Annotated in this window: 14 protein-coding genes; 8 read left to right on the forward strand and 6 right to left on the reverse strand. The window is 67.4% G+C overall.

The annotated features are described in order from the left end of the window. Positions 1-251: 251 nt before the first annotated feature. From KCG34_RS01760 to KCG34_RS01770, 3 genes are all read right to left on the reverse strand, one after another. The gene (locus tag KCG34_RS01760) at positions 252-545 is read right to left on the reverse strand and encodes a hypothetical protein (RefSeq protein ID WP_211938689.1); all 294 of its coding nucleotides are present in this window, start codon (positions 543-545) and stop codon (positions 252-254) included. A gap of 19 nt (positions 546-564) precedes the next feature. After that, complete coding sequence (locus KCG34_RS01765) at positions 565-885, reverse strand: 2Fe-2S iron-sulfur cluster-binding protein (protein ID WP_211940685.1); 321 nt, start codon at positions 883-885, stop codon at positions 565-567. 149 nt (positions 886-1034) lie between these two features. Next, entirely contained in the window at positions 1035-2210 is a 1176-nt protein-coding gene (locus tag KCG34_RS01770) for an MFS transporter (RefSeq protein ID WP_211938690.1), read from the reverse strand. Positions 2211-2406: 196 nt separating this feature from the next. On the opposite strand from KCG34_RS01770, the gene qhpR reads away from it, so the two are divergent. Further along, complete coding sequence (gene qhpR / locus KCG34_RS01775; RefSeq protein WP_211938691.1) at positions 2407-3435, forward strand: AraC-like transcriptional regulator QhpR; 1029 nt, start codon at positions 2407-2409, stop codon at positions 3433-3435. Positions 3436-3445: 10 nt separating this feature from the next. Here the strand turns inward: qhpR and KCG34_RS01780 are convergent, their stop codons facing one another. Continuing rightward, positions 3446-4327: a DODA-type extradiol aromatic ring-opening family dioxygenase gene (locus KCG34_RS01780; RefSeq protein WP_211938692.1), complete on the reverse strand. Its 882-nt coding sequence runs from the start codon at positions 4325-4327 to the stop codon at positions 3446-3448. A 152-nt stretch (positions 4328-4479) separates the two neighbouring features. Here KCG34_RS01780 and KCG34_RS01785 point away from each other — a divergent pair, with 152 nt between their 5' ends. Genes KCG34_RS01785 through KCG34_RS01795 form a run of 3 tightly spaced genes read left to right on the forward strand, consistent with a single transcriptional unit; the run spans position 4480 to position 8521 of the window. Beyond that, entirely contained in the window at positions 4480-5742 is a 1263-nt protein-coding gene (locus KCG34_RS01785) for a cytochrome P450 (RefSeq protein WP_211938693.1), read from the forward strand. Positions 5743-5751: 9 nt separating this feature from the next. Continuing rightward, positions 5752-7068 (forward strand): type I glutamate--ammonia ligase, encoded by a 1317-nt coding sequence (locus tag KCG34_RS01790; RefSeq protein ID WP_211938694.1) that lies wholly within the window; start codon positions 5752-5754, stop codon positions 7066-7068. Beyond that, positions 7052-8521 (forward strand): aldehyde dehydrogenase family protein, encoded by a 1470-nt coding sequence (locus KCG34_RS01795; RefSeq protein WP_211938695.1) that lies wholly within the window; start codon positions 7052-7054, stop codon positions 8519-8521. Before KCG34_RS01790 ends, KCG34_RS01795 begins: the two co-directional genes overlap by 17 nt. A 42-nt stretch (positions 8522-8563) precedes the next feature. Here the strand turns inward: KCG34_RS01795 and KCG34_RS01800 are convergent, their stop codons facing one another. After that, positions 8564-9358 (reverse strand): acetoacetate decarboxylase family protein, encoded by a 795-nt coding sequence (locus KCG34_RS01800; protein WP_211938696.1) that lies wholly within the window; start codon positions 9356-9358, stop codon positions 8564-8566. A 145-nt stretch (positions 9359-9503) separates the two neighbouring features. Between KCG34_RS01800 and KCG34_RS01805 the strand changes: the two genes are divergently transcribed. Beyond that, positions 9504-10388, forward strand: coding sequence for a fumarylacetoacetate hydrolase family protein (locus tag KCG34_RS01805; RefSeq protein ID WP_211938697.1), 885 nt, complete (start codon positions 9504-9506; stop codon positions 10386-10388). Between the two features lie 12 nt (positions 10389-10400). Further along, a complete protein-coding gene (locus tag KCG34_RS01810) occupies positions 10401-11414 on the forward strand; it encodes an AraC family transcriptional regulator (protein WP_211938698.1) in 1014 nt (337 codons plus the stop codon). On the opposite strand, the gene KCG34_RS01815 is transcribed toward KCG34_RS01810, so the two are convergent. Then, positions 11411-13618, reverse strand: a complete 2208-nt coding sequence (locus tag KCG34_RS01815; protein WP_211938699.1) for a TonB-dependent receptor — start codon at positions 13616-13618, stop codon at positions 11411-11413. The genes KCG34_RS01810 and KCG34_RS01815 overlap by 4 nt on opposite strands. A gap of 486 nt (positions 13619-14104) precedes the next feature. Here KCG34_RS01815 and KCG34_RS01820 point away from each other — a divergent pair, with 486 nt between their 5' ends. Both KCG34_RS01820 and KCG34_RS01825 read left to right on the forward strand, forming a co-directional pair. Then, on the forward strand, positions 14105-14461 hold the full coding sequence (locus KCG34_RS01820; RefSeq protein WP_211938700.1) for a YciI family protein: 357 nt from the start codon (positions 14105-14107) through the stop codon (positions 14459-14461). After that, on the forward strand, positions 14461-15705 hold the full coding sequence (locus KCG34_RS01825) for an RNA polymerase sigma factor (RefSeq protein WP_211938701.1): 1245 nt from the start codon (positions 14461-14463) through the stop codon (positions 15703-15705). Before KCG34_RS01820 ends, KCG34_RS01825 begins: the two co-directional genes overlap by 1 nt. Positions 15706-15848: the final 143 nt, after the last annotated feature.

A 15848-nucleotide genomic window follows, 5' to 3' on the forward strand; every position in this document is an offset into this window, starting at 1 on the left:
GCCAATCCTTGAGGGGTGTTCCATGACCGACGAACGCAAGCTCGGACAGGTCGCCAACCTTCCGTCTCGCTGTTAGCCGCTGGGCAATTCATCAAATATGACGCCTGTCCCGGAGGGCAGTGTTCGAGGTCATCAAGTCAGCGATTGGTGATGCGCCTGGCCGGACGTTCGATTTGGAAGAAAGGCGCATGCGTTGATCTCCGCCAATGATCCCGCCGCGCGCCTGCTGCGTCCCGTCGAACGGGTTGACGTTAAAGATCATGCCTGGCCGCGCTCGCGGGCAGGTCGCCGCCAGAGACCGTGCCGTTCGGCCGACCAGGGGGCACTGGCTGATAGGCGTATCCTCCGGTTTCGCGCTGAATGCTCTCCAGCTTGAAGGTCGCATGATAGAAGCTGGTCGGCTTCCACTCGAGGCCCACACGATAGTCGAACTCGTCCAGCCGCCCCAGCTTGTCGCAATAGGGGCCGTGGTCGGTGTAGTAGCTGCAGATCAGTATTTGGCGTCGCCGCGCTAAAGGCCTTGTGCGCCGCGCCCGTGCGCTCATCCATTGCTGACCCGGCGGGTCAGTGCTGGCGCAGCGGCAGGCGGATGACAAGCCCGTCCAGGGCGTCATTGACCTTGATCTGGCATGACAGACGCGAATCCGGCCCAACGCCTTGGGCGAACTCGAGCATGGACGCTTCCATCGCGCCTATGTCCGGAAGGCGATCACGCCATTCGTGGTCGACATAGACATGGCAGGTCGCGCAAGCGCAGGCGCCGCCACAATCGGCGTCGACGCCACTGACGGCTGAACCCACGGCGGCCTCCATGACCGAGCGCCCTGGTGTCGCTTCGATCGACTGTTCGGTCCCGTCCGGCTGGATGAATCTGATTTTGGCCATACGAGGTCCCCAGGGTTTGTCGGTGGCGGCACGTGAGCGTTTTCTGCGCCGAGCCGACGACATCGCGGCTTCAATACGCCGCATGCCGAAGCGCCCGCCGCTCCTAGCGTGCTCGCATTTTGAGCATTGGGCTGGCTTGTCGATTCCGGTCAGGCAAGCACAGCGTCGCGGGCTGCGATCATGCGCCGGTGTGCGGTCAGGGGGCCTGCGAGCAGGGCCAGGCTGAGCGCAAAAAAGCCGATGCAGGCCATCTCGACCTGCAGGAAGCCGCCGCCCTGGATGAGGCGGCCGGACAGGATCGGGCCAAGACCCAAGCCGATCATCTGCATGGCGATGGCCGGCCCCATCACCCGGCCGTGCAGGTCCAGATCGCCGACAGCGCTCAGGATGAAGGGCAGGACGAAGTTCCAAAGGAAGTTGAAGCCGCAGACGGCGACCAGGAACAGCAGGGCGCCGGGCTGGCCGGTCAGGAGGGCGATGAAGAGGGCGCCGCCGGCGACTCCGACCGCGATCATCAGCGCCCTTCGCCCCATCCCCGCCAGCGCCACCGACAAGAGGGCGCCGGCCACGGCGATCAGTTGCGACAGGAACAGGTCGTCGGCGACGGTCTGGTCGGCCAGCCGCGCCGCGCCGCCGATCAGGGCCAGGTTCGCCCAGGCGATGCCCTGGGCGATGTTGTAAGCCAGCACCCCGGCCAGGCCGACGACGATAACCCGCGCGCCGAGCTGGACCGCGGTGGGGCTGATCTCCTCGCGGTGCTGGGAGGAGCGAGGAACATAGGGGACCGTGACCAGGCCGATCGCCGTGACCGCGGCGAAGAACAGGAACACCGGCTGGAAGCCGAACCGCGCGAGCAGGCTGGGCAAGGCCCAAAGGCCCACGGCGCCATAGCTCAGCAGCGCGACCAGATAGAAGGCGATGTTGCGGTCGGGGCGCACCGTCAGGCCGACGAAGGTGAAGCTGAGCGAGATTACCGCGCCATGGCCGACGCCTGCGACGAACCTTGCCGCCGGCAACAGGGCGCCATTTGTGGCGAACGCCGAGGCCAGGTCGCCCACGACGCCGATGATGAGCGCGCTCGCCAGCAGCCGGCGCCAGTCGATGCGCTCGCCGATCGCCGCGGTCAGGATCGTGGCCAGGGCCACGCCCATCATTTCGATGCCGACCATGTCGTTCGCACGGGCCTCGGACATGTGCAGCGAAGAAACGAAACCTTGCACTATGCCGGGCTGGACGATGAACGAGATCACCCCGAGCGTGCCCAGGAACACCGCGCTGGCCACCGCGCTGCGGCTGTTGACGTCGAAGGGCGCGCGTTCGCTCATGCCAGTTCTCCCCGCCGCCTAGAGCTACATCGTCCGGACGAGGTCCATTTGACAGTTTCGGCCAAGTGGATGCCGCAATCGGATCCGGGTGCAGGAAAATATCAAATCAACGCAAAATTATGACAAGCCGGGGCGCTGGATCGGTCCTAGCGTTCCTAATCTAGATCAAGCCTTAGGGCCGGATAGGGAAGAAGCGATGCGTGAAGCGACCGTGCGAACCTCGGCCTTGCGCGCCTGGGTCTGCGAGGCGGAGCAGCGCGGCGCAGGGTTCGGCCCCGCCGACCTGGCGCCTTTCGGCAACCGCGGCGTCGACCTTCCCACGGACGGCGAGATTTCGCTCAGGCGCTTTGTCGAGATCACCGAGGCGGTCACCCGGGCCTGCGGCGACGCCTTCCTCGGCTGGTCGTTGGGGCTCGGCTTCGACATCGCCGGCCTGGGCGAGACCGGAGAGGCGGTCGCATCCTCCCAGCGCCTCCGCGGCGCGTTACAGCGGCTAGCCGACTATTTCTCGATCCTGCAGGACGCGGGAGATGTCCGCTTCGAGGTCGCCGCCGAGAGCGTGATCCTCAGCTATCGCATCCTCGACCCCGACATTTGGCCGCGAACCCAGGACGCCCTGTTCACCCTCGGCATTTTCGCCAAGATCATCCGCAGCGCCGTGGGCGCCGACTGGTCCAGCGCCGAGATCACGCTCGAGGCGGACACGCCCGAACTGCGCCGTGACGCCGCCAGGGTGATGGGCGCGCGCTGCCTGTTCAATGGCGAAACCAACCAGATTCGCCTTCCGGCCAGCCTGCTGGATCGCCCGCTGAATCTGGCCGCCGGCCAGCGCGCGCCGAACCACGCGCGGCTCAGCCGCCTGGTGGCCAGCCGTCGTCGGCGCATCTCCACCAGCGTGCGGGTCAAGTGGCAGATCTTCCAGGACTTGAACGAGGTCGGCTTCAGCCAGGAGAGCGTCTCACGCACGCTCGGCATGTCCAGCCGGACCCTGCGCCGCAAACTGGCCGAGGAGGGTCGCTCGTTCCAGTCCCTGCTCGACGAGTGCCGCATGCGCCTGGCGGCCTTCGAATTCCTGGTCCGGCCCGACGTCTCCATCGCCCAGACCGCCCTCAGGCTCGGCTATTCCGAACACAGCACTTTCACGCGCGCTTTCCTGCGCTGGAGCGGCATGCCGCCGCAAAGCTATATCCGCTGTTCCCGCGCAGCCTTCGGCCCGTCGGCCTGAGGCGAGAAGCTCAGGCCGCCGCCGTCCAGCCGCCCTCGGGCCGGTCGAACCAGACGTGGACCTGGCTGGTGCCGGTGGCGTTTTCGTAGTCGCTGAAGCGGCGCCCGCGCCCCTTGCAGTCGCGGCCGCCGACCGCGCCAACCATCATCAGATAGTGGCCGAACCGCCCCTCCGGCCCGAAGGCCATGAAGGCGTCCATGGTGTCGATCACCCGCGCGTGGTCGCCAGCCTCGAACCAGCCGATACGTTCCAGGTCGGCGGCGCGCGCCTCGGGCGTGCGTATGTGGATCGGGTCGGACGCCTCGTGCTTGGGCAGCTCGCTCAGCGGCCAGAACCGGTGGCTCATCGAGCCGCTGGCCAGCAGCACCACGCGCCGGCCGCTCCGGGCGATCGCCGCGCCGACCCCGGCGCCTACGCGCAGGAAATCGGCGGTCTCGCCGGTCTGGCAGACGCCGATGGACAGCCAGGCCTCGCCGCCGTCCAGATAGTGGTTCACGTTCACCGTGGCGTATTCGATCGGCAGGCTTGGATCGTCGATCGCCGTGCAGCGGGTCCCGTGCCGGGTGACCTCCTCGGCGATCAGGCCGGCCAGTTCGGGATCGCCCTTCATGTCATAGGGCACTTGGCTCATCCCGCGCGGCAGTTCGCCCGAGGTGTATTTGCCGGCCCGCCGTTCATGGGCGGTGACCACGAACTCGACCGTGGTGAACCAGTGGGTGTCGAACACGATCACCGCATCGGGCTTCAGGACGTCGAAGATCTCGCGCTTGAGCCGGTGGAACCCAGGCACCAGGCTGATCTCCTTGCCCTCGTTGAGTTCCAGGCGCGTCTCCAGCGGAAGCATCACCGTGGGGACGTGGGAAACCAGGCCGCAGCCGACAATTTCGCCCATGATCGCGCTCCCGCCGTCGATGACGCCTGGTCGATAACCCAGCCAATCAGCCCCCGGTAGCCGGGCGGGCCAGACTGTCCGGTTTTGCTAAGACGCCGCCCGGACGCTGACTTACCGCTTGGGCAGCTACGGTTGATTGGGGCGCAGCGGCCATGACCTATCCATTTTCGTACTCGACCGACTTGCGCCCGGACCTGTCGTCCCAGGACCTGTTCAACGAGGGCGCGCCCTTCGCCGCCTTCGCGCGGATGCGGGCCGAAGAGCCGCTGGCCTGGACGCCCGAGCAGAACGGGCGGGGGTTCTGGTCGCTGACCCGGCACGAGGACATCCTGACCTTGAACCGCAAGCCGGAGCTTTTGAGCTCGGCCCGGGGCATCCGCATGGAAGACCAGACCCCGGAGGAGTTCGAGGCCCGCAAGACCTTCCAGGAGACCGACCCGCCGGTCCACACGGCCTTCCGTTCGGTGGTCAACCACGCCTTCTCGCGCAAGGCGGTCGCGGCCTATGAGGGCCGGATCAGCGAGCTGGTGGGCGAAATCCTGGACTCCGCCCTGACCGAGGGCGAGTTCGATGGCGTCGAGATGATCGCCCGGCGCCTGCCCATGCTGATGCTGGCCCAGATCATGGGCGTGCCGCGGGAGGACGCCCAGTTCCTGGTCGAGCGCGGCGATGCGCTGATCTCCAACGCCGATCCCGACTACACCGACTTCGTCGTCGACAAGGTGGACACCGACGCCTACCGCCTGCTGCCGTTCCGTTCGCCGGCGGCGATCGAGCTGTTCGACTACGCCAACGACCTCCTGGACCGCATGGACCGGGGCGAGAGCCTGGGCGTGCTGAGCCTGGTGCACCAGGCGATGGCCGAGACCAACCTGGTCAGCCGCGACGAGTTCCGCAACTTCTTCTGCCTGCTGGTCGCTGCCGGCAACGACACCACCCGCTACAGCATCGCCGCCGCGCTGCACGCCCTGGCCAACGACCCGGCCTTGCTGGCCCAGATCCAGTCGCCGGATTTCCAGGACTGGGACGCCGCCGCGCTGGAGATGATCCGCTGGGCCTCGCCGACCAGCTATTTCCGTCGCACGGCCACTGCGGACTTCGACCTGCACGGCAAGACGGTGCGCAGGGGCGACAAGGTCATTCTGTGGTTCCTTTCCGCCAATCGCGACGGCGAGGGCGTCTCCGACCCGGACCGGATCGATCTGACTCGTTCTCCCAACCCGAACCTCGCTTTCGGCCAGGGCGGCCCGCATGTGTGCCTGGGCATGTGGCTGGCGCGGCTTGAAGTACGGATCGTGCTGCAGCAGATGGCCCGGCGCGTGCGCGCGGTCGAACAGACCAGCCGCCACGCCTATCTGCGTTCGAATTTCATCCATGGAATCAAGAAACTGCCGCTACGGATGGCGGCTCGCTAGGATATGGCCTTGACCACGTCACCCATCGCCGGCGCCGCACAGCCATCCATGCCCGAGCGCGTGCGGGTCCTGTTCGCCGACCAGCTGAACATCGCTCGCGGCAAATATGTGCCGCTCTCCGAAGCCCGCAAAGGCGTCGCCCGGTTCTGCGCCGGCGTCTATGCCGTGACCTATTCCCGGGGCCTGGTCGATGCGCCCGGCGGCACCCTGTTGGAGGGCTTGCCGGACTTCGAGGCCGTGTTCGACCCGAAGGCCTTGCGACCCGGCTGGGAGCCCAACACCCAGATCGCCATCGCCGACCTGCAGATGCATGGCCAGCCCTTCGCCCTCTGCGGCCGCTCGGCCCTGAAGCGGGCGATCGGGCGCTGGGAGACCCTGGGATATCGGCCGATGGTCGGCATCGAGCTGGAGGCCTATGTGTTCCAGCGCGGCGCCCAGGGCGGCTGGGTTCCCTACGACACCCCCGGCGCGGTGGTCTACGGCACCGGCCCGTTCTGCGATCCCGCCGGCCTGATGAATGAGATCTGGGCCGCGGCGGCGAGCGCGGGGCTGGCGATCGAATCCATGAACGCCGAGTTCGATACCCCACAGTTCGAGCTGACCCTGCAGTTCGCCGATGCGCTGAAGGCTTGTGACGACATCTTTCTGTTCCGCCAGATGGCGCGCGAGGTGTTGTTCAGCCGCGGCTATCTCCTCAGCTTCATGCCCAAGCCCATCCCCGGCAAGAGCGGCAACGGCCTGCACGTCAATCTCAGCCTCACCGACCGGGAGGGCCGCAACGCCTTCTCCCGTGACCATGCGGCGGAGGCCAACAGACTCATGAGAGGCTGCATCGCCGGGCTGTTGGAGCATCACCGGGGGCTGGCCGCGCTCCTGGCCCCGACCGCCAACAGCTACGCGCGACTGAAACCGGAGAGCCTCTCGGGCTATTGGGCCAACTGGGGGCTCGACCATCGCAGCGTCTCGGTCCGGGTTTCGGCCGAGACGAGCGCCGGCGCGCGGATCGAGCACCGCCTCGCCGACGGCGCCGCCAGTCCCTACATCGCTGTGGCCGCCGCTCTGGAGGCCGCCTATGACGGCGTGGCTCGGGGCCTTGAGCCGCCGGCGCCGGAGACCTGCGACGGGCTGAAGAACGTCGGCACCGACCGGCATGCGCCCGACAGCCTGGCAGACGCCCTGGACGCCCTGGCCGGCGACAAGGGCCTGGGCGAGGCGCTCGGCCGCACCCTGGTCGACAACTTCATCGCCATCAAGCGCTCGGAACTCGACGAGCTCGACGGTAAATCGGCTGAAGAGGTGTTCGACTACTATGCTCCATTCCTCTGAGCGGTTCGACGTCGGCGGGGTCGGTGTTTCGCCGGACCACTACATCGGCGGGCGGCGGGTAGCCTCGCCGCGCACCTTCGAGGCGCGCTCTCCGCTCGACTGGTCGATCAAGCTGGCCGATGTGGCGCGCGGGGACGAGGCGACCGCTGACACCGCGGTGTCCGCCGCCACAGCCGCTTTTCCGGCGTGGGCTGCGTTGTCGCCGGCCGAGCGCTCCGCCTACCTGCACCGCCTGGCCGATCTGATCGACGCCAACATCGAGAACCTGGCCGCCGTCGAGTGCCTCGACATGGCCATGCTGCTGGAAAGCCTGCGCGCGCGCGTGATCGCTCGCGGCGCGCTGAACTTCCGCAACTACGCCGACCTGGCCGCTGCCCACGAGGAGCGGGTCTGGTCCTCGCGCGGCACGCTGAACCGCGTGATCCGCAGCGGCGCCGGCCCCACGGTGATCATCACGCCGTGGAACGCGCCGTTCATGCTCTCGACCTGGAAGTGCGCGCCCGCACTGGCGGTCGGCAATACGGTGATCCTGAAGCCCGCCGAATGGTCGCCCCTGTCCGCCTCGGTGCTGGCCGATCTGATCGACCAGGCCGGCTTTCCGCCGGGCGTATTCAACATCGTCCAGGGAATCGGCGAAGAGGTGGGCGCGGCCCTGGTCGCCGATCCGCGCGTGCGCCGGATATCCTTCACCGGCTCGCCGCAGGCCGCCCGGGCGATCGGCGCCGCCGCGGCCCGCAATATCGTCCCTTTCACCGCCGAACTGGGGGGCAAGGGCGCCTTCATCGTCTGCGCGGACGCCGATCTAGACGCGGCGGCCAAGAAGGCTTCGGGCCAGTACGACGACTCCGGCCAGGTGTGCCTGGCGGGCACGCGGCTGCTGGTCGAGGCCAGCGTCAGGGACGCCTTCCTCCAACGCTTTCACCGTTTCGTCGACCAGCACCGCCTGGGAGACAGCCGCGATCCCGCGACCACCATCTCGCCGATGATCCACCCCGATCATCTGGCGCGGGTCGACGGCTTCGTGCAGCGCGCGCGGGCCAATGGCGACCGCATCGTCCGCGGCGGCCGGGCCCTCGAGGCCGGCGGCCTCTGGTACGAGCCGACCCTGATCGAGCCGAAAAGCAATGCTTCCGAAGTGGTGCAGAAGGAGATCTTCGGCCCGGTCCTGACCCTGCAGACCTTTGCGGACGAGGCTGAGGCGATCGCCCTGGCCAACAGCACCGAATACGGTCTTTCCGGCGTGGTCTATACCTCGGACGCCGCCCGCGCCGCCCGCATCGGCCGCGGGGTGCGCGCCGGCACGGTCTGGGTCAACACCTTCCTGGTCCGCGACCTTACCGCCCCGTTCGGCGGCGTCGGCGTCAGCGGCATCGGCCGCGAAGGGGGCGACTACGCCCTGGATTTTCAGGCGGACCTGAAGACCCTGCAGATCCTGGAAGGCTCGGTTCGTTGAACCCGTAACGACGCGGCCCGCACGGTCCGGGCCGCGTCGCTCTTACGTCAGATTGTTGCGCGCCAGAGTGGTCCCGGCTCGCCAGGACACCCCGACCTCGTGCCAGTAGGCGCCGATCTTCTCGATTGGGCGGATATCCATCAGTTCCTCGACCGGCGAGTCGAACAGCTCCAGGTCGAAATCGCCTTGGAAGCAGCGGCCCATCTGGCCGTCATAGCCGGACATGGTGACCACCTCCGACAGGCTGTCGGTCCCGTTAGTCTCGATCGCCGGCAGCCAACGGTTGTGCACCATGGGCAGGCCGTTGACGAAGCCCGGCCGCTCCGCCGGGGCGGTGAGGGTGAAGCAGGCCTGGGCCAGGCGGCGGTCCATGGCGGAGAGGGTAGCGCCAAAGGTTCCGCCAGGCTCCAGCCGCGGCCCGGCCTTGCCGAGGGTGACCGGCCGACTCATATGGATCGAGCCCAGCTTCTTGGGATAGCCCTGGTGCTGGCCGCGCAGCATCGCAAAGTCCTTGTCGACCCAGATGTAGACGCAGCGGGAATAGGTCCTGCCCTGGAACTTGCAGCGGACGACGAAGAACATCTCCTTGTACTGGCCGCGTACGGGGTCGAGGATCTCGGAGAAGTCGTCGGAGCAGCTCTGCCAATCGGCCCAGATGGCCGCGACGGCGCCCGGATCCTCGTCCGCCAGGGTCATGCCTTCCGGCAACAGGGCCGCGACGGCGGCCGGATCGGTGCGGTATTCGAAGGTCAGGAGTTCGCCGGAATAGTGCCAGGGGGGTGGCGGGACGATCGAGGCGCGCCCGGTCGGGGTGCGGGGATAGAAGAGGCCTTTCATCGCGTCATCCTGGTCCTTTGACCGTCAAGCGTCGGATCGGACCGGCACTCTAGCGGCCCTTGGGTCCCCGACCTTGGCCGGAACGGCCAAACCAGCGGCGGCGAGGGCTGGTAGGCTCGCCCTAATCTGTCCAAGGAGGCGCGGGATGGTCCAGGAATATCGGCGTATTCTCTTGAACGGCTATCCGCTGATCGTAACCCCCGACGGCGACGAGCTGGTCGCCCGGGACGGCCGCCGCGTCGCCGTGGCCGAGGCGATCCACCTGCCGCCCTGCGAGCCGCGCAAGATCATCTGCGTGCACCTGAACTATCACAGCCGGGTCAAAGAGTTCATGACCAAGCTGCCGGCCGCGCCAACCTATTTCCACAAGCCGGTGACCGCCCTGAACAGCCACGGCGGCGACATCGTGCGACCGGAGCGCTGCCGGTACCTAAACTACGAGGGCGAGATCGCCATCGTCATCGGCCGGGCTTGCCGCAACATCAGCCCCGCTGAAGCCGCCGGCTACATCGCCGGTTACGCGGTGGCCAACGACTACGGCCTGCACGATTTCCGCGACACCGATTCCGGCTCGATGCTGCGGGTGAAGGGCTCCGACACCCTGTGCCCGATCGGCCCCGGCCTGGTTCAGGGCTGGGACTTCCGCAACAAGAAGATCCGCACCTACGTCAACGGCAAGCTGGTCCAAGACGGCGACACCGCCGACATGGAATGGGACATGCACTATCTGGTCGCCGACATCGCCCGCACCATCACCCTGGAGCCGGGCGATGTCCTTTTGTCAGGCACGCCGGCGGGCAGCCGCCCCGTGCAGCCGGGCGACCTGGTGGAGGTTGAGGTCGAGGGCCTGGGCCGGCTCGGCAACCGCATTGTCGCCGGCCCGGTCGCTGTCCGCGAGGATTGCGGCGCCCAGCCCAGCGCTTCTGAGGAGGTGTTGTCCACCGCCATGGGCGGGGACTGGGAATTCCGCGGCGTTCGCGCGCCGCGCGGGCCCGGCTCCCAGTTTTACGAGTCGACCGTCAAGGCCTAGTCTCTTCGCCGCATGGCGACCGATCCTCCGCGCATCTCCACCCAGATCCTGGTGCACGTGGTCGATCAGATCCGGGCGCGCGGCGTCGATCCGGGCGATCTGCTACGCAGCCATGGCGTCTCGGCCGCGGCGCTGGACGACATCGAGCTGATGGCGCCCCTGGCGACCTATGTCGCCCTGTTCGAAAAGGCCGCCGCGGCCGTCGGCGACCCGCATTTCGGCCTGAAGGCGGCCCAGGCCACCGACGCCGGCGCCCTGGGCGCGCTCAGCTTCATGTTCATGAGCGCGCCCACCCTGCGCGAGGCCCTGGCGGGCTTCACCCGCTTCCTGGACGTGCTGCAGGAAGGGACCCTGCTGGAGGTGAGGCCGCAGGGGACCCAGCTCACCATCGCCTACCAGATCCGGGACAGCCGCATCACCGCCCGCCGCCAGGACGCCGAATATTCGATCGGCTCGACCTATCACCTGATCAAGGAGTACGCCCGCCGCTTCACCCCGATCGAGGTCTATTTCGAGCACGAGCGCGTAGGGGCCTATCAGGTCTATGCCGACTATTTCGGCTGCGACGTCTTCTTCGGCCAGCCGCTCAACGCCATTGTCTTCAATGCCGAAATCCTGGACGCGCGCTCGCCCCGGCTCAGCACCCGGCTCTATCCGATCGTCACCGCGCACCTGCAGGCCGCGATGAGCGAGCGAGGAACGCCGAGCCGTCTCTCCGAGCGGGTCAGCCGCCTGCTGACCGACGCCCGCATCGCCCGGTCGGTGACCGCTGAGGAGATCGCCGGCGAGCTGCAGCTGTCGGTCCACGCCATGGGCCGGCGGTTGGCGGTCGAGGGGATGTCGTTTCGCAAACTCTTGCTGGATCGACGGATGGAGGCGGCTTGCCGCCTGCTGCAGGAAGGCGCGGCGCCGATCGGCGAGGTCTCGCTTCGCCTGGGTTATGGCGAAAACGCCAGCTTCACTCGCGCTTTCCGCCGCAAGTTCGGTCTGACGCCCGACCAGTTCCGCCGTGGGGAGCGCCCCTAGAACCGATAGGTCAAGCTGCCGCCGAAGGTGCGCGGCCTGGCGTAGGTCTGGTTGACGATCCCCAGGAGCCCCGACAAGTCGAGATTGTAGACCCGATAGCGGACGTCGCTGACATTGTTGATGAACAAGGCGCCCTCGATATGGCCGCCGGCAGGCGCATAGCTGAGGCGGAGATTGCCGATGGTGCGGGCCGGCTCGTAGTCGACAGGGGCGTTCCAGGCCTCCAGGAACTGGCGCGAGTCGTATTTCCAGTCCGTGCCGATCGCTGCATCGCCCGGCCCAAGCGGGAACTGGTAGCGGGCCGAAACGCCGACCGAAGTCTTCGGCGCCTGCGGCATTTCCGGATTGATCACGGCGCCTACCGGCGTGACCACATGCGAAATTTTGGTGTCGAGCACGGTCAGGAAGGCCGACATGTAGAGGCCGGGCAGGGGGCGGGTGTTGACTTCCAGCTCGAAGCCCTTGTCCGAGGCGTCGTAGTTGTGCACCACCTGCGACAGCCCGACATTGGTGAAAGCCTGATAGCCATCATAGACGTAGTCGAACACCGACGCGTTCAGGTGGGTGGTGCGGTCGAACAAGGTCAGCTTGAAGCCGCCCTCGTAGTTGGTCAGCACCTCCTGGCGGAAGGGGATGGCCGCGACCGCCGCCTCGGCGAATGGCCCGCCGGACAGGGTGCTGAAGCCCCCGGCCTTGGTGCCGCGGTTGGCGCTCAGATAGACCAGGACGTTGCGGTTCGGCTTGTAGTCCAGCTCCAGCTTGCCCGACCAGTTGCTGAACTCCTCGAACCGTTTGTCAGCGAGCTGCGGGTAGGTGGTGGCGTAGTTGAAGTCTTCGACGCCATTGGTGACGTCGGTATATTCCAGGTGCTTGTGGTCGTAGGAATAGCGCAGGCCGGTGATCAGGCTGAACTGATCGTTCAGCGCATATTCGGTCTGGCCGAACAGAGCCGCCGAGTCGGTGATCAGCGTGCCGCCATAGTTGTTCTTGAAGCCCAGTATCTGGGTGGCGTCGATCTGGTAGGCGTTGTCGCTGTGAATGTTCAGGCCGTACAGGCCGACGATCCAGTGCATCCGGGGTGTCTCGCCCGCAAGGCGCAGCTCTTCCGATGCCTGGTAGAAGTGCTGGTGGGTGTCGTAGGCGAACACCGGGTTGGGCGAGCTGTCAGAATCCTCGCCATAGCCCTTGGTCAGGTGCTGGTAGTCGGTGATCGAGGTCAGGGTCGCGAAGTCGAACCTGTGCTCGTAGCGGGCGGTGACGCCGACATAGGTCCGGTCGAAATAGGGCGTGCGGTTCTCGCTCTGCACGAACGGGCTGCCCGAGGCGTTGCGATAGCCGAACGGATCGCAGCCGTTGCAGCTGTCGAAGGGGTTCTGTCCGGGGCCGACGAAGACGCCCAGGCCCTGGGCGTTGGGCGCCGCCGCGGCCCAGCTGTAGAGGCCGGCGTCACGCTCGTGGTCATTGCGCAGCACCTGGGCCTTCAGCACAAGGGTGTCGCGTGGCGAGAGGGTGATGTCGAACTGCTGGCGCAGGGCGAACGAGGCCGAGTTGCCGATTTTGGGGCCCATCGTGTTCTTGATGTAGCCGTCGGCGTTGTTGGTGGTGAAGGACAGGCGGGCGCGGATGCTGTCGGTCAGCGGGCCGCTGATCGCGCCCTCGGTGGCGAACTGGTCGTAGCTGCCGACGGTCGCCGTGACATAGCCGGAGAGGCTGTTGGTCGGTCGCGCCGACATGAACTGGACAAGGCCGCCAGTGGCGTTGCGCCCGAACAGGGTGCCCTGCGGGCCACGCAGCACCTCGATCCGGTCGAGGTCGAAATTCATGCCGCTGATGGCGCCCAGCGAGGAGACGTAGACCTCGTCCTCATAGAAGGCGATCGGCGCTTCTTGCGCATCCGTAAAGTCGTTCTGCGACACGCCACGGATGTTGAAGACGGTGACGGTCGGGCTGTACTGGTTCACCTCCAGGTTCGGAACCAGGTTGGACAGGGCGGTGACGTCCTGGCGACCGACGGCGGCGAGCGTGTCCTTGCCGAGGGCCGTGATGGCGGCGCCGACGGACTGGATGTTCTGTGAGCGCTTCTGCGCGGTGACGATCACCTCGCCCAACGTGGCTGGCACAGCGGCGGCCGCCGGAGCCGGATCGGCGGCCTGCGCCGTGCTGACGGCCCCCAGCGACACGAGGCCCATCGACGCGCCCGCCATCAGAATTATCTTGGCCCTAGACCCCATGACTACCTTGATTCCTTAAGGCTCGCCCGTCAGCCATGATCCCCTCGGCGGGATTTCGAGCCGGACTCCCGCCGTCATGCTGGCGAGAATTGGTCGCAGTTCTGCGGCCCGCTTGTCATTTCCGGTCAAGCTGCCCCGCGCCATCTGGTGGCCTTGGCTATGCCATGTGAGCGTCAGGCGCCGCCTACGTCTTGGGCGCTATGCTTGCAGGAGCAGATACTGACGATCGATCCGGTGAGAATCGCCGATCAGACGCTGTTTCGCCAGAAGCGGCCCTCCCGACCAGGCAGGCTACACCAGCGCCAGTTCTACAAAGCCGACATTGCAATCGGCTGAGGAGAGGAGGGGGCGATCCTTTCTTTTTTCGCGCATCCTCGCCCATGCTGTCGAAAAGGGCCGCCGTCACCCGACATAGTGTTGCGAGCCGCCCTGGCCGCGATGCCAAGCAAGGTTGATCCGATGCGCTATCTGTTGATGCTCTACGCCGACGAAAAGGCAGGCCTAGCCATTCCGCCAGACGCGATGGCCGGCTTCATGAGTCAGATGTACGCCTATCGCGAAGCCCTGGCCAAGGCCGGCGCCTTCATCGAGACCGCGCCGCTGATGCCCACCACCGAGGCCTGCGTGGTCAAGGTGGTCGACGGCGGGATCAGTGTGCAAGACGGGCCCTATGCCGAGACCCGCGAACAGCTCGGCGGCTATTACATCATCGAGGCGCCCGACATGGATGCGGCGCGCAAATGGGCGGCGCGCTGCCCCGCGGCCACCTGGGGCTCGATCGAGGTGCGCCAGATCCGCGAGTTGCCGCCGCGCTGATGGCCCGGGCTCCGCAAGCGGCGGCCGAGGCGGCGGCGCGCAACAGCTATGGCCGCCTCCTGGCCTATCTGGCGGCGCGCAGCGGCGATCTCGTTGCGGCGGAGGACGCCCTGGGCGACGCCTTCGCCGCAGCCCTGGCGCAGTGGCCGGACCGCGGGGCGCCGGACAATCCTGACGCCTGGCTGCTGGCGGTGGCCCGCCGCCGGCTGGCGGACCAGCATCGCGCGCGAGGAATGGCGGCCGCCGCCGAGCCGCATCTCGTGCTGATGCGCGAGGAGATCGAGGCCGCCGCAGCCGAGCCGGCCGTGCCCGACCGGCGGCTGGCGCTGATGTTCGCCTGCGCTGGGCCGGAGGTCGATCCGTCCGTGCGCGCGCCCCTGATGCTGCAGGCGGTCCTGGGCCTGACGGCGGCGGAGATCGGCTCGGCCTTCCTTGTTCCGCCGGGAACGATGGGCCAACGCCTGTCGCGGTCCAAGGCGCGGCTGCGCGAGGCGGGGCGGCCGTTCACCTCGCCACCACTGGAGGCCTGGCCCGAACGGCTCGGCGATGTGCTGCAGGCGATCTACGCCGCTTTCGCCAAGGGCTGGCGTGAACTGGGCGAGCCCGAGGGCGAGGCCCTGGCGACGGAAGCTGTGTGGCTCGGCCGGCTGCTGACCGCTCTCATGCCCGGCGAGGGGGAGGCCGAGGGCCTTCTGGCCCTGATGCTTTACGCTGAGGCCCGCCGTCCGGCGCGCCGCTGCCCAGCCGGCGACTATGCGCCGCTGGAGGCGCAGGACGTGGCGCGGTGGGACCAGGCCATGCTCGCCGAGGCCGAAGCGGTGCTGTCCCGCGCCTCGGCTCGGCCGGGCGCTTCCGGCCGCTTCCAGATCGAGGCGGCGATCCAGTCAGCCCACATCGCCCGGCGGCTCTCGGGGCTCGACACATGGCCGGACATCTTGGCGCTCTACGACCTGCTGCGACGCCTAGCCCCATCGCCGGTGGTCGAGCTGAATCGGGCCTTGGTGCTGGCGCGCATCGAGGGGCCGGAGGTCGGGCTCGCCGCTCTTCGCTGTTTGAACGATGACCGCCGCATCGCCGACTACCAGCCTTACTGGGCGGCCCTCGGCCGCCTGTCTGCCGAGACCGGGCAAGTCGCCCAGGCCATCGAAGCTCTGATCCTGGCCTGTGGCTTGTCGGACGATCCTGCCGAGAGGCGGTACCTGGAGGGAGAAATCGCGCAGGCTAAGGCGGCGGGGATGCAGTAGGATTGTGTGTCGGGCGGCTCCGGCGGTGCGCCGCAGGAGCCGAGCCATTGATTCACAGTCGCATGCCTGACTGCGGGCTCGCCGCCGCCGTCCACTTGGTCTGTTTGGGCTCGCCAATACCGGTCAAAGCGCACCTGGGCTTC

It is taken from the genome of Phenylobacterium montanum (genome assembly GCF_018135625.1).
GTDB classification, from domain to species: domain Bacteria; phylum Pseudomonadota; class Alphaproteobacteria; order Caulobacterales; family Caulobacteraceae; genus Poindextera; species Poindextera montana.

Coding starts and splice junctions, on each gene's coding strand:
- KCG34_RS01770 (WP_211938690.1), bottom strand. CDS start 2,210: ATGAGCGAACGCGCGCCCTTCGACGTCAACAGCCGCAGCGCGGTGGCC.
- KCG34_RS01760 (WP_211938689.1), bottom strand. CDS start 545: ATGAGCGCACGGGCGCGGCGCACAAGGCCTTTAGCGCGGCGACGCCAA.
- KCG34_RS01795 (WP_211938695.1), top strand. CDS start 7,052: ATGCTCCATTCCTCTGAGCGGTTCGACGTCGGCGGGGTCGGTGTTTCG.
- KCG34_RS01805 (WP_211938697.1), top strand. CDS start 9,504: ATGGTCCAGGAATATCGGCGTATTCTCTTGAACGGCTATCCGCTGATC.
- KCG34_RS01765 (WP_211940685.1), bottom strand. CDS start 885: ATGGCCAAAATCAGATTCATCCAGCCGGACGGGACCGAACAGTCGATC.
- KCG34_RS01815 (WP_211938699.1), bottom strand. CDS start 13,618: ATGGCGGGCGCGTCGATGGGCCTCGTGTCGCTGGGGGCCGTCAGCACG.
- qhpR (WP_211938691.1), top strand. CDS start 2,407: ATGCGTGAAGCGACCGTGCGAACCTCGGCCTTGCGCGCCTGGGTCTGC.
- KCG34_RS01800 (WP_211938696.1), bottom strand. CDS start 9,358: ATGAAAGGCCTCTTCTATCCCCGCACCCCGACCGGGCGCGCCTCGATC.
- KCG34_RS01825 (WP_211938701.1), top strand. CDS start 14,461: ATGGCCCGGGCTCCGCAAGCGGCGGCCGAGGCGGCGGCGCGCAACAGC.
- KCG34_RS01820 (WP_211938700.1), top strand. CDS start 14,105: ATGCGCTATCTGTTGATGCTCTACGCCGACGAAAAGGCAGGCCTAGCC.
- KCG34_RS01780 (WP_211938692.1), bottom strand. CDS start 4,327: ATGGGCGAAATTGTCGGCTGCGGCCTGGTTTCCCACGTCCCCACGGTG.
- KCG34_RS01810 (WP_211938698.1), top strand. CDS start 10,401: ATGGCGACCGATCCTCCGCGCATCTCCACCCAGATCCTGGTGCACGTG.
- KCG34_RS01785 (WP_211938693.1), top strand. CDS start 4,480: ATGACCTATCCATTTTCGTACTCGACCGACTTGCGCCCGGACCTGTCG.